This is a genomic window from Pseudomonas sp. NFACC08-1 (assembly GCF_900106735.1).
GTDB classification, from domain to species: Bacteria; Pseudomonadota; Gammaproteobacteria; order Pseudomonadales; family Pseudomonadaceae; genus Aquipseudomonas; species Aquipseudomonas fluorescens_Q.
The window spans coordinates 66,943-78,867 of record NZ_FNNL01000009.1 but is presented as its reverse complement, the minus strand read 5'-3'; the positions used below and the strand labels follow the sequence as shown (position 1 = coordinate 78,867).

Sequence of the window (11,925 nt, the reverse complement as noted above, 5' to 3'; positions counted from 1 at the left end):
TCAGAACCTGATGGTGGCCTGCACCACCACACCGATGAGCCGACATTGCTCGGTGTACAGGTTTTTCGGGTAAGTCGGATTGAGCGGAACCAGGTAACGCTGCCCGCTCTCTTCGATCAATTTGCGAAAGGTCGCGTCACTGCTGCCGGGCAAGCAGGCAACCACCAGTTTGCCTGGCACCGCCTCGATGGCCGGATCCACCAGGATCGACATGCCCTCGGGAATGCTCAAGCCGCTGGGTGCGGTCATCGCGTCGCCCACCACCACCAGCCAGAACGCGGCCCCCAGGGCGTGGTAGTCCGTCAGCTCGTAGCGCGCCTGGCTGTAGGCACCAGGATCGCCTTCGCGAACCTCGCCAACCTCGTGCCATTCACTGACCGGGTAGCGGAAGTACGGATTGTACTTCTGCGCCAGGGCCATGCCTTCGTCCGTGGAAGTGTCCGGCTCGCGAATCACCATCGCCACTTCCAGAAACTCCAGCCCCAGCTCCCGCAGGACCCGGTTCATGTCTTCGACACTGGGTTGCCGGCGCCTGGTCAGCCAATGGCCGACGCCGCCCTGGGACATTCCCAACCGTTCTGCAAGCACCACTTGCGTGATGCGCAGCTCCTTCATCTTGGCCTTGACCAACTCTATCCATTTATCCATGTGCGGCACGATACGTGGATGACTCCGGCCATTCAAAACACAAATTGTAGTATTTAAATTATCGTCACAATTACGATAAGTACTATTCTGGATTCAGGAGTTCAGCCCCCCACACGGAGATTTTCATCACCATGGATACACCCAACAAAAACCAACCCGGCAGCCCTTTCGACAGCACGTTCCCTTCCTTGCAGGATTGCCCGGCGGCCAAGCGCGCCCTCGATTACTACTTGAAACCAGGTGTTTCGCAGGCACAGGCAGAACATCGCTTCTTCGACGTCAATCACAGCGTCAGCGCAGAAGAAGCCCTTGTTCACGCATGCGACCTGCTGCGCTGTGCAGCGGCAACCGCCCACGAGTCCGCCAACCAGTTGAACGGTTCGAACCGTGACCTGGCGTTTTCGGTGGTGCACATGATTGACCTGGTCAAGGTGATGCTTGACCGATCCCTGGATGGCTACCCGATTCGCTAGGGGTAACACTCGGGAATGTCGCCGCGAACGCGGACGACGAGAAAAATTTTCCATCGACGCGATAAAATCATTTGACTTGCAAATGATAATGATTATTATTGCATCAGCTGGTCGCGAGATCAGTCGATAGACCAGAAGACCTTAGGTCGGACTTCTGGAATATCTCCTCATCAGGCTAATCACGGTTTTTGACCCGGCTTTTTGCCGGGTCTTTTTTTGCCGATTTTTCGGCTTATGGCTTCAGGCTAATGAAGTCTTTTTGGGTGCTGCCAATTCGATGGCGGCGATGATAGCAAATGAATACCCGTTTGCAAGAGCAGCCCCGCCACGCAGGCGGAAACTATCGACAACCAGCGCTTGAGAATCAATTGCAGACTCTCTAAGCTGGCTCGGCGTCCAGGGAGGACGCCCCCTCGTTTACGTGACGTAAAGCGTCTCGGTTCCCCCCGTCTTGCGTGTACAGTAATGGCCATGAAAATCCTCTCCAGGAATCGTGACCGTGGCTAAATCTTCCTTTGATATCAGCGCCAATTTCGACAGCGGCAACATCGAGGTCGTCGACATCAGCAACCCGTTGCAGTCGTTGCTCAAGATCAGGCCCGACACCCGCAGCGCCCATTTCCAATGGTTCCACTTCAAGGCCAGCGGCCTGCACGTCGGCCAGGAATATTCCTTTCGGCTGCTCAACGCCAGTCAATCGTCTTACAACAAGGCCTGGACGGGCTACCAGGCCGTTGCCTCCTACGATCACGTCAATTGGTTCCGCATTCCGACCCAATTTGAAGGCGACGCCCTGCGCTTTTATCTGGAGACCGAACAGACCAACGTCTGGTTCGCCTACTTCGAACCCTACAGTCGCGGCCGACATGATTGGCTGATCGAGCAAGCACAGCACAAGGCTGGCACCGAACTCTTGGCCGTCGGTAAAAGCGTGGAAGGCCGGGACATTCAGCTGCTGCGCAAAGGCAGCGGTGCCGAAGGCCGGCGCAAAGTCTGGATCATCGCCCAGCAACATCCCGGCGAGCACATGGCCGAGTGGTTCATGGAGGGCGTGATCGAACGCCTTCAGCAGCATGACGATGCGCAACTGAACCAGTTGCTCGCCAAGGCCGATCTGTACCTGGTGCCGAACATGAACCCGGACGGCGCATTCCATGGGCATCTGCGGACCAACGCCATGGGCCAGGACCTCAACCGCGCCTGGCAGAACGCCAGTTCGGAAATCAGCCCCGAGGTCTTTTTCGTCCAGCAACAAATGGAAAAGTACGGCGTCGATCTGTTCCTCGATGCTCACGGCGATGAGGAAATTCCCCACGTCTTCACCGCCGGTTGCGAAGGCAACCCGGGCTACACGCCACGCATTGCCGAACTTGAAGAGCGCTTTCGCAGCCATCTCAAGCATCAGACCAAAGACTTCCAGACCACTCACGGCTACACCCGCGACGAACCGGGCCAGGCCAACATGACCCTGGCCTGTAACGCGGTCGGCCAGAAATATGACTGCCTGTCCCTGACCCTGGAGATGCCGTTCAAGGACCACAACGATCACCCGAACCCGATCACCGGCTGGTCCGGCAAACGCTCGATGCAGCTGGGCAAGGATGTGTTGAGCACCATCGAGGCCATGGTCGACGAATTGCGCTGATCCGAAGACCTGATCAATCCCCTGTGGCCAGGGAGCTTGCTCCCTGGCCACAATCCATCAACCCTTGCCGCGCAACATACTGTCCAACACCTCATCCCGGCGCACCCAAGCGTGAAACAACGCCGCCGCCAGATGCACCAGCACCGTCACGAACAACAGGTAAGCCAGGTACCCGTGGGCCTTGCGCAGCAGTGCGAACGTCTGCGCGTGGGCTGGCAGAATCGAAGGCAGTTGCAACGAGTCGCCGAGCATCACCGGGTCCCCCGCCGCCGAAATCATGCCCCAGCCCAACAACGGCAAGAGCAGCATCAGGGCGTACAACAGCACATGCGAGGCGTTTGCCGCCAGCACTTGCCAGGCCGGCAGATCCGCCGGCAGCGGCGGTTGGCGGGTAGTAAAACGCACCATCAGGCGCACAATCACCAACAGCAAAATCGCGATACCCAATGGTTTGTGCAACTGCAACAGCCATTCATGGCGTTCGGACACCGAGGCGACCATGCCCGCGCCGATGAACAGCATGGCGATGACCATCACGGCCATCAGCCAGTGCAGCAGCCGGGCCAGCGGTGCAAAGTGACGAGGGGCGCTCATGGACGGGACTCCTGTTTGGCGGGCAACTGGCTCACTTCGCTGGTACGTCGCAAGTAGGAACTGGCATAGGCGGCGGAGCGCGCGACCAATAGCGGGTCTTCGGAACCTTCGATCCCTTGGGGCAGGATCAGCGGGTCATAGTTGATGTCGCGGCATTCGCCGTTGTCCTGCGCCTGGGTGCGCTCCAGCACCAACGTGCCGGCATTGAGTACCTTGCGGTCAGCGGGCCAGGCCTTGCTGGCATCGTTCACCGGGTCACCCGGGTTGGCCAGGGTGATGTTCAACTGCCAGCGCAACGGCCCGGCGGCGAGGCGCTTCACCAGGTCTTGCTCGAGGAAGTCGCCCCCCTGGGGTGGCGTCGCATCCGCAACATCCTGGCTCATCGGCACCATGCCCCAGCGCACCGCCTGACGCTGCCCGGCGGGGTTGATCAGATAGAACGCGTTGATGCCGTTGTAGGTTTCAGTGGCATAGCTGGCCGACGGCTTGGCGGTCTTGATCCATTGCAGGAACGGCGCCGCTTCGGGGTGTGCGGCAAAGAACGCCGGTACGGCCGCAGGGTTCGGTTTTCCTGTGGCAGGGTCCGGCGACTGGGCTTGCTGGAGTTGGTAGAAAGCTTGCGGCGTACCCACCGGAAACACCGGCATGCTGTTCATGCCGGTGCGCCATTGCTGGCCGTTGGCCTGGGTAAAGCGCAGTGCCAGGCTGCGAATCGGCACGCTGCCGTCCGGTGCATAGGGATTGCCGCTGGGCAAGGCGAAACGCCCAACCACAGGCGTTTGCGGCAGCGAGAACACCTGGGCGCTGGAATAGGCGCTGGCCTCGCCCGAGCTTTGGAAGTAACCCGCGACGCAGACCCCTTTCGAGTGGTTGCGTCGAAAGCCCGGGTGAACGCCGTTGTTTTTTTCCAGCACATTGACCAATGCCTGTGGTGTCAGGCGTTGTGGGTCGAGGCTGCCATTGACGTAGGCAAACGCCCCGGCCAACGCAGCAACAATCACGGCGATGCCGCTCAGGCGTAATGTCAGGCCAGCGGCACTCAAGGGTGGCCGGCTCGACGAGGATGAAGGATCAACCATGAGAAATCTCCAGGCCTCGAGGCCATTTGTTGGAAAGGACCCGTCAGACGAAGGCCCGGCAGGTTTATTCCCACGCCTCGTATTTATTTTTCCTGCACTGGAATAATCTCGTTCGCGGGTCGTCTTTCCAGTCCCGGCGCAATGACTGCCCACAGAAGCCACACCCCTATGAACGCATTCGACGAACAGTTGCGCGAGCTCATCCCCAGGCTACGGCGTTTTGCCGTGTCGCTGACGCGCAACCCGAGCAACGCCGACGACCTGGTGCAGATGTGCCTGGAACGGGCATTGTCCAAATGGAACGACAAGCGTCCGGACGGCGATCTGCGGGCCTGGCTGTTTTCGATTCTGTATCGGCAGTTTCTCGACAGCCATCGCCGCTCACGACGGTATGCGCGCATGCTGGAGTTTTTCACCGGCCGCGACGATGCCCACCCTTCGGCCGAGCGCAGCGTGATCGCGCAATCGTCGTTGCAGGCCTTCGATCAGCTCACGACGGAACAGCGCGCGTTGTTGCTCTGGGTGTCGGTGGAAGGCTTGAGTTACCAGCAAATCGCCGACATCCTCGGCGTGCCGACCGGCACGGTAATGTCCCGCCTGTCCCGCGCTCGCCAGGCCCTGCGCCAACTCAGCGACGGCGAAGTCACCCGCCCTACCCTGCGGATACTCAAATGATCAGCATGCCCCCCAGCGACAACGACCTGCACGCCTACGTCGATCGCCAACTGAGCGAGGCCGACCAGCGCCTGGTGCAGGCCTACCTGGCCAACCAGCCGGAAGTCGCCGCCCGGGTCCGCGCCTGGCAACAAGACGCGCAGCACCTGCGCACGGCCCTGAGCGGCGCCTTGCAACAGCCGCCCAATCCGGATCTCGACCCGGCCATGATTCGCCAGCACCTGAAACATCGCTCCCGCCGCCACCTGGCCAGCGTCGCGGTGTTGCTGCTGGCCGTCAGCGTAGGCGGGGTCAGCGGCTGGCAGGCGCGACAAATGACCCTACTCAGCGCCGCAGCCCCCATGGCTGACGCCCTCCAGGCGTACCGGTTGATTGCCCAGCAGGGCATCCTTCCGGCCGATTACCAGACCGGCGACGAGCAGAGCATGCAAGGCTGGCTCGACCGTTACTTCACCCAGGCTGACCGGCTGCCAGACCTGTCGGGGGCGGGCTTCAAGCCGGTCAGCGGACGCTTGCTCAGCACCGAACAAGGCGCGGCGGCGATGGTGGTCTATCAGGACCCGAGCGGTCAGAAAATCAGCTTCTACGTGCGCCCACCCGGCCCGAAAAACTTCCTCCTGCCGCGGGGCAGTCGTCGCGAGGGCGAGTTGCAAGCCGAGTACTGGTCCGGGCCGGGCTACAACTATGCGATGGTCATCCCCAGTGATGCGCCGACGGTGCAAAGACTCAAGCAGACATTGGACTTCTGATCAGCGGTGGGTTTGAGGCAGTGTTCAACCCTGCCCAAACACCTGCGAAGGCCTGCGCAGCAACGGGTCGAACGGGTTGATCCGCGGTCCGATCAGGGCCGCCTCGCGCTTGAGCATGTCCACCACCATCGGCAGGCGATCGGGCCCCAGGCGGTCGCTCACCGTTGCCACGCTCAAGGCGGCCACGGCTCGGCCGTCACGGTCGAGGATCGGCAATACCTGGAAACGGCGATTGCCGTGGATTGGGACCAGGTCAACGAGCAATGCCCGGCCTGGAACGCCCGCTGGAACCGCAGCATCGAGCGCTAGCGCGAATTTTGCAGTTATCATGCGGCCCTCTCGGGCTTAGTGCCTGAAGATAACCTGTGGCGAGGGAGCTTGCTCCCGCTGGGCTGCGAAGCAGCCCTCAAACCTGACACCAAGGTGTGTCAGACTGATTGCATAGCCGCTTTTTGGGGCTGCCATGCAGCCCAGCGGGAGCAAGCTCCCTCGCCACAGGTTCTTGTGCCCACTCCTTGATCAACAGCGACCCCATCCATGCACACCCTCGCCCAACTACGCGCCGGCCAGCTCTGCGGCATTACCCGGCTGGACCTGGCCTGCGGCTTGACGGAGTTTCCCCGGGAAATCTTCGACCTGGCCGATTCCCTCGAGATCCTCAACCTCAGCGGCAATCAGTTGGACACGCTGCCCGACGACCTGCATCGGCTGACTCGCCTGCGCGTACTGTTCTGTTCCGACAACCGCTTCACTGAACTGCCCGAATGCCTGGGCCGTTGCAGCGCGCTGACCATGGTCGGTTTCAAGGCCAACCGCATCAACCGCGTCACGGGCGCCGCACTGCCGCCACTGCTGCGCTGGCTGATCCTGACCGACAACTGCGTCAGCCGCTTGCCGGATGAACTGGGCCAACGCCCCTATCTGCAAAAACTGATGCTGGCCGGCAACCGTTTGCAGCAGTTGCCAGCCAGCCTGGGCCAGTGTCATCGCCTCGAACTGTTACGCATCGCCGCCAACCAACTGACCGAACTGCCGCAATGGCTGCTCACGTTGCCAAGCCTCAGTTGGCTGGCCTACGCCGGCAACCCACTGGAAACCCAGGCGCAAGCGACGGCCCTGAAAACCACGACGCCTATCGAATGGTCGCATCTGGAACTGCAACGACAACTGGGCGAAGGCGCGTCGGGGGTGATTCATCAGGCGCTCTGGCAGACGCCCGGCCAGGCGGCACGAAAGGTCGCAGTGAAGTTGTACAAGGGCCAGATGACCAGCGACGGCTCGCCCCTGCATGAGATGCATGCCTGCATCACGGCCGGTCGCCACTCGAACCTGATTGAGGTGCTGGGTCAGGTTGCCGGGCACCCCGAGCAACAGGCCGGGCTGGTGATGGCGCTGATCGAGCCCAGCTACCGTAACCTCGCCGGGCTGCCGAGCCTGGCGTCATGCAGCCGCGACGTGTATGCCGATGAACTGCGCCTGAGCGCCCCGGTGGCCTTGCGCATCGCCCACGGCATTGCCTCGGTGGCGGCGCACCTGCACCGCCATGGCATCACCCATGGGGATCTCTACGGGCACAATATTCTGTGCGATGAACAGGGCGATTGCCTGCTGGGGGACTTTGGCGCGGCGTCGTTCCACGCCACCACAGACAACCTGCAAACCCGTGCGCTGCAACGCATCGAGGTACGGGCCTTCGGGATTTTGCTGGGGGAATTGCTGGCGCGGATCGAACCGACGCTCAGTGCTGAGGAACTGGCAGCGTTACAGGATCTGCAGGTGCGTTGCTGTCAGCCAGAGGTGTTGGCGCGGCCGGGGTTCGATGAGATCAGGCAGCTGTTGTCCAGCTTCTAATCCACTGATTCAATCGACGTCATCGGTTGATCGCCCGAACCTTTGTGGCGAGGGGATTTATCCCCGCTGGGCTGCGCAGCAGCCCCCAAAACTCTGCCGAGTCAGCCAGACATACCCAAGTTGTCTGGTTTCAGGGCCGCTTCGCGGCCCAGCGGGGATAAATCCCCTCGCCACATGTCCATCCTGTCCCTGGTCCAAGCAGGGTGGGGTTAACCCGCCAACCCGACAAACATGTCCTGCACGTCATCGTGGTTGTCGAGGCCTTCGAGGAAGGCTTCTACTTCAGCCATCTGCTCGTCGGTCAGGCCACTGACCGGGTTTTTCGGCTGATAGCCCAGCTTGGCCGACAATACGGTGAAACCCTGCTCCGGCAAGGCCTTCTGTACGGCATCGAGGTCGGCAGGATCGGTGAGAAACAACGTCGCGCCTTCTTCGCCCGGTTCGAAATCCTGGGCACCGGCCTCGATGGCGGCCATTTCCGGATCGGCGTCCGGGCTGTCCGGCGCGGCTTCGATCATGCCGACATGGTTGAAGTCCCACGCCACCGAACCCGAGGCGCCGAGTTGGCCCTTGCGGAACGCGACGCGAATTTCGGCAACAGTACGGTTGATGTTATCGGTCACGCACTCAACGATCAGGGGCACCTGGTGCGGCGCAAACCCTTCGTAGGTGACGCGGTGGTATTGCACGGTTTCACCGAGCTGGCCAGAACCTTTCTTGATCGCACGTTCCAGGGTCTCGCGGGGCATCGAGGCCTTCTTCGCCTGTTCGACCACCAGTCGCAAGTGCGCGTTGGTCGCGGTATCAGCGCCGTTGCGCGCGGCAATGGTGATTTCCTTCACCAGCTTGCCGAAGATCTTGCCCTTGGCGTTGGCAGCCGCTTCTTTGTGTTTAACCTTCCACTGTGCGCCCATTACTCACTCTCTTGTCTGACGCGCCGAGACATCTGCCGGCCGGCGCTGTGGCGCAAGTTTATACGGCCTAAACCGGCTGATCGACCAAAAAATTCACCCTGCCGGATCGACATTTTCACAGCGTGTTGTAGGGCGTTTCTGAAATAGCGACTCACAAGCACCGTTTTCCCCTGCGGTTTCGTACCCTCTGCGCCTCTCTCCCTGCCAGTAGGAGCTGCGATGCGCAACGACACGGAAAGTCCCTTCAGCCTGACGCTCACGCAAAGCGGCTTGCAACTGCAAGTCTTGCGGTTCAGTGGCCGCGAAGCCCTCAACCAGCCATACCGCTTTGACCTCGAACTGATCGGCCTGGCCCCGCCGATAGATCTCCAACTGCTCTTGGGGCATCCGGCCTTCCTGCGCCTGGAAGGCGAATCGGGCGTCCATGGGATTGTCCACAGCGTTAGCCTCAGTGCCCTGGCGCCGCGGCGTATCGGCTATCGTGTGACGTTGGTTCCCTACCTCCAGCAACTGGAGCAAGGCCCACAGCGCCGGGTTTTCCATCGGCTCAGCGTGGTGCAGCTGCTGCAACGCCTGCTGGAAGAACACGCGCTACCCGTCGACAGCTACCGTTTCGAACTGCCCCATGGGCTGTATCCGTGTCGCCCGTTTTGCATCCAGTACGACGAAAGCGACCTGACCCTCCTGCAACGACTGTGTGAGGAAGAAGGCATTCATTACCACTTCGAACATGCTCCCCAGGGCCATGTCCTGGTGTTTGCCGAAGACCCGAAGAGCTTTCCCGCGCGCCCCATCGAGCTGCCCCTGCGCCCGAACGACAGCCTGCAGCCGGCCATCAGACGCTTGTATTTGCGTCACCATCCGATGATGCCTGGGCTGCCCGTCGGGTTCAGTGACCGGGCCCCGCCCGAAGCCGAGGCCTCGGCGGCGAATCAACCCCTTGAGCGGCTCGATCACGAAGCCATGCACGGCAACCCGGCCTTGGCTCACCGTTACCAGGCCGGTCGCCGCCACCTTGAACGGCTGCGCTGCCGGCAACGGGAGATCCATGGCCACAGTACCCAACCGGCCCTGCACGGCGGCGACATCGTACAGGTCTGCGAACACCCGGTTTCCACCTTCAACGATCAATGGTTGATCACCGAGGTCCAGCATCGCGGACGGCAGTTCTCGATCCTGGAGCCAGACCTGCCCGCCGCACCGTCGGCCCGTGACTACCGCAACCGGTTCACCGCCATTCCCTGGTCCACCACGTTCAGGCCAGCCCTCAAGCACCCCAAGCCCCCCGTCCCCGGGTACCACCTGGCCCATGTACTCGGCAGCACCGGCCAGCCGGCCAGCGCCGATGAACGTGGCCAGGTGAGTGTCAGCCTATGGGCGCCGGACCAGGACGGCATCACGCTGCCCGTGTCGCGGCTGACGCTGGATGGCAGCCCCAGGCTGATGGCCGGCAGCGAAGTGCTGGTGAGTTTTCTCGATGGCGACCCTGATCGACCGGTGCTGTGCCCAGGGGCTGTCGATACCGGCGCAGGCCATACCGCCACGTCCCCGAAATCGCCCCGTGGGGACCATGATGCGGGGCTGCTGTTGGACTGGCTGCTGAATCCGCCGGATTTGACTCCCTGACTCAACCCTGTGGCTTCATGCCGGCAAAAGTGATCTGGCTCAAGCAAACCCAGCGAAACGGGCTTACAGTAAACGGATAACGCCGCTCTAGACGGCGCTCTACCCTGATCGTTGGAGAGGCCTGCAATGCCCTGGAAAAACTCAGAAAGCCGCTACAGTACCGTCACGGTCACCTTGCATTGGCTGATGCTGGTTCTGCTGGCCGTGGTTTACGCCTGCATCGAGTTCCGCGGGATTTTCCCCAAAGGCAGTGGCGGTCGCACCCTGATCAAGGAAGCGCACTTCATGCTCGGCCTGACGGTGTTCCTGCTGGTCTGGCTACGCCTGTTCGCCCGCAGCATGGGTAAGGCTCCGGCGATTTTCCCGGCGTCGCCTGCATGGCAAACCGTTCTCGCTCGCCTGATGCATTGGGCGCTGTACCTGTTCATGATCGCCATGCCGCTGCTGGGCTGGCTGATCACCAGCGCCGAAGGGCACCAGGTGATGTTCTACGGTTTCGATCTGCCGTTGCTCATCAATCAAGACAAGGATTTCGCCAAGCAACTGGAAGGCTGGCACGTGCTGGGCGGCACCATCGGCTATTGGCTGATTGGCCTGCATGCCTTGGCGGGGCTGTACCACCACTATGTGGTACGGGACAACACGCTGCTGCGGATGATGCCCAAACGCGGCTGACCGTCGTTACTCGAACCCCCGGCGGCCTTGCAAACCGCCGGTGTGGACGAAGACCAGACGGGTATCCGGGGCAAATCGTCCGGCCTCGACTTGCGTCTTGAGCAACATTAAGGCTTTGCCGGTGTACAACGGCTCCAGTTCGATGGCCGTCGTGGTTTCGATGAACTCGGTGAGTTCGGCATCGACCCGGGCGAACCCGCCACGGCTGCCGTCGAAGAACTCATGACGCGGGCTGGAAAGCCCGGCTTCTCCCACGATGCGCTCGACCTGCCGGGCCACGCCATGGTCCGGAGGCACGGCCAGCACGCCGTAGACCGGGCGCTCGCCCGCTTCGGCCAGCACCAGTCCGGCCAGCGATGTTCCAGTACCGCAAGCCAACCACCAGCCGTGATAATCCGCCCATCCCAGCGCCGCCAATTGTTCACGGACACTGGCCACCCACGTCATGCAGCCTTGCGCCCCAGGCAATCCCGAACCGCCCTCGGGCACCGGATGCAAATGTGGATAGCGAATCTGCCACGGTTCCCAGAAATCCGCTGCGTGCCGCTCTCGGTATCCGCCATAACCCAACCAGTGCAGGTCCATGCCAAACGCTTTCAGGTCGCGCACCGTCGGCGTGTCCTGGGGATGACCGCGCAATAGCCCGGCCGTGGAAAAGCCGAAGCGCCTGCCGGCCGCCGCCAGCGCATGCAAATGGTTGGAATAGGCACCGCCCAGGCTCATGACCCCTTCGGCTCCGGCCTCATGGGCGGTGCGCAGATGAGGGACCAGCTTGAACCACTTGTTGCCGCTGATCAGCGGATCGATCCGGTCCAGGCGCAACACCGCCACTTCGACACCGGCACGGGCGAGCCAGTCCAGGTGAAGGGGTTCGAGTCGGGGTTGGGGATGCCAGTCGAGGGCGGGAAGCAGCATTGCGGCGGGCCGGAGGGGAAGATACCGGCATCTTAACAGCTCGGTGTTGAGAGACTTCAGGATCGGAGTTCACCGCCTCCT

At 61.7% G+C, this 11,925-nt stretch carries 12 protein-coding genes and 1 pseudogene; 7 read left to right on the top strand and 6 right to left on the bottom strand.

What is annotated here, in order from left to right; translation table 11 throughout:
* Complete coding sequence (locus BLU76_RS19220; protein ID WP_046064773.1) at nucleotides 1-648, bottom strand: LexA family protein; 648 nt, start codon at nucleotides 646-648, stop codon at nucleotides 1-3.
* A 131-nt stretch (nucleotides 649-779) separates the two neighbouring features.
* Here BLU76_RS19220 and BLU76_RS19215 point away from each other — a divergent pair, with 131 nt between their 5' ends.
* Complete coding sequence (locus BLU76_RS19215; protein ID WP_092223889.1) at nucleotides 780-1,121, top strand: DUF6124 family protein; 342 nt, start codon at nucleotides 780-782, stop codon at nucleotides 1,119-1,121.
* Between the two features lie 493 nt (nucleotides 1,122-1,614).
* On the top strand, nucleotides 1,615-2,766 hold the full coding sequence (locus tag BLU76_RS19210; RefSeq protein ID WP_092223886.1) for a M14 family metallopeptidase: 1,152 nt from the start codon (nucleotides 1,615-1,617) through the stop codon (nucleotides 2,764-2,766).
* A gap of 57 nt (nucleotides 2,767-2,823) precedes the next feature.
* On the opposite strand, the gene BLU76_RS19205 is transcribed toward BLU76_RS19210, so the two are convergent.
* Both BLU76_RS19205 and BLU76_RS19200 read right to left on the bottom strand, forming a co-directional pair.
* Nucleotides 2,824-3,360 carry a cytochrome b gene (locus tag BLU76_RS19205; protein WP_092223885.1) on the bottom strand — a complete coding sequence of 179 codons (537 nt, stop codon included), beginning with the start codon at nucleotides 3,358-3,360 and terminating at the stop codon, nucleotides 2,824-2,826.
* A complete protein-coding gene (locus tag BLU76_RS19200; RefSeq protein WP_092223883.1) occupies nucleotides 3,357-4,439 on the bottom strand; it encodes a catalase family peroxidase in 1,083 nt (360 codons plus the stop codon). The genes BLU76_RS19205 and BLU76_RS19200 overlap by 4 nt, the downstream gene beginning before the upstream one ends.
* Nucleotides 4,440-4,607: 168 nt before the next feature.
* Between BLU76_RS19200 and BLU76_RS19195 the strand changes: the two genes are divergently transcribed.
* Nucleotides 4,608-5,114: a sigma-70 family RNA polymerase sigma factor gene (locus BLU76_RS19195; protein WP_063322116.1), complete on the top strand. Its 507-nt coding sequence runs from the start codon at nucleotides 4,608-4,610 to the stop codon at nucleotides 5,112-5,114.
* Nucleotides 5,111-5,863 carry an anti-sigma factor family protein gene (locus tag BLU76_RS19190; protein WP_063322117.1) on the top strand — a complete coding sequence of 251 codons (753 nt, stop codon included), beginning with the start codon at nucleotides 5,111-5,113 and terminating at the stop codon, nucleotides 5,861-5,863. The genes BLU76_RS19195 and BLU76_RS19190 overlap by 4 nt, the downstream gene beginning before the upstream one ends.
* 24 nt (nucleotides 5,864-5,887) lie before the next feature.
* Here the strand turns inward: BLU76_RS19190 and BLU76_RS19185 are convergent.
* A pseudogene (locus tag BLU76_RS19185) lies at nucleotides 5,888-6,079 on the bottom strand (IclR family transcriptional regulator); the annotation flags it as partial.
* 321 nt (nucleotides 6,080-6,400) lie between these two features.
* Between BLU76_RS19185 and BLU76_RS19180 the strand changes: the two are divergent.
* Nucleotides 6,401-7,714, top strand: coding sequence for a leucine-rich repeat-containing protein kinase family protein (locus tag BLU76_RS19180; RefSeq protein ID WP_092223881.1), 1,314 nt, complete (start codon nucleotides 6,401-6,403; stop codon nucleotides 7,712-7,714).
* A 209-nt stretch (nucleotides 7,715-7,923) separates the two neighbouring features.
* Here BLU76_RS19180 and BLU76_RS19175 read toward each other — a convergent pair whose 3' ends face one another.
* On the bottom strand, nucleotides 7,924-8,628 hold the full coding sequence (locus BLU76_RS19175) for a YebC/PmpR family DNA-binding transcriptional regulator (protein ID WP_003199952.1): 705 nt from the start codon (nucleotides 8,626-8,628) through the stop codon (nucleotides 7,924-7,926).
* 219 nt (nucleotides 8,629-8,847) lie between these two features.
* Between BLU76_RS19175 and BLU76_RS19170 the strand changes: the two genes are divergently transcribed.
* Together BLU76_RS19170 and BLU76_RS19165 are read left to right on the top strand one after the other, a co-directional pair.
* Entirely contained in the window at nucleotides 8,848-10,254 is a 1,407-nt protein-coding gene (locus tag BLU76_RS19170; RefSeq protein ID WP_092223879.1) for a type VI secretion system Vgr family protein, read from the top strand.
* A 126-nt stretch (nucleotides 10,255-10,380) separates the two neighbouring features.
* The gene (locus BLU76_RS19165) at nucleotides 10,381-10,929 is read left to right on the top strand and encodes a cytochrome b (protein WP_063322121.1); all 549 of its coding nucleotides are present in this window, start codon (nucleotides 10,381-10,383) and stop codon (nucleotides 10,927-10,929) included.
* Between the two features lie 6 nt (nucleotides 10,930-10,935).
* Here BLU76_RS19165 and BLU76_RS19160 read toward each other — a convergent pair whose 3' ends face one another.
* A complete protein-coding gene (locus BLU76_RS19160; RefSeq protein ID WP_092145425.1) occupies nucleotides 10,936-11,844 on the bottom strand; it encodes a 1-aminocyclopropane-1-carboxylate deaminase/D-cysteine desulfhydrase in 909 nt (302 codons plus the stop codon).
* Between the last annotated feature and the right edge of the window lie 81 nt (nucleotides 11,845-11,925).

Coding starts and splice junctions, on each gene's coding strand:
- BLU76_RS19220 (WP_046064773.1), bottom strand. CDS start 648: ATGGATAAATGGATAGAGTTGGTCAAGGCCAAGATGAAGGAGCTGCGC.
- BLU76_RS19180 (WP_092223881.1), top strand. CDS start 6,401: ATGCACACCCTCGCCCAACTACGCGCCGGCCAGCTCTGCGGCATTACC.
- BLU76_RS19190 (WP_063322117.1), top strand. CDS start 5,111: ATGATCAGCATGCCCCCCAGCGACAACGACCTGCACGCCTACGTCGAT.
- BLU76_RS19175 (WP_003199952.1), bottom strand. CDS start 8,628: ATGGGCGCACAGTGGAAGGTTAAACACAAAGAAGCGGCTGCCAACGCC.
- BLU76_RS19200 (WP_092223883.1), bottom strand. CDS start 4,439: ATGGTTGATCCTTCATCCTCGTCGAGCCGGCCACCCTTGAGTGCCGCT.
- BLU76_RS19195 (WP_063322116.1), top strand. CDS start 4,608: ATGAACGCATTCGACGAACAGTTGCGCGAGCTCATCCCCAGGCTACGG.
- BLU76_RS19170 (WP_092223879.1), top strand. CDS start 8,848: ATGCGCAACGACACGGAAAGTCCCTTCAGCCTGACGCTCACGCAAAGC.
- BLU76_RS19205 (WP_092223885.1), bottom strand. CDS start 3,360: ATGAGCGCCCCTCGTCACTTTGCACCGCTGGCCCGGCTGCTGCACTGG.
- BLU76_RS19215 (WP_092223889.1), top strand. CDS start 780: ATGGATACACCCAACAAAAACCAACCCGGCAGCCCTTTCGACAGCACG.
- BLU76_RS19165 (WP_063322121.1), top strand. CDS start 10,381: ATGCCCTGGAAAAACTCAGAAAGCCGCTACAGTACCGTCACGGTCACC.
- BLU76_RS19160 (WP_092145425.1), bottom strand. CDS start 11,844: ATGCTGCTTCCCGCCCTCGACTGGCATCCCCAACCCCGACTCGAACCC.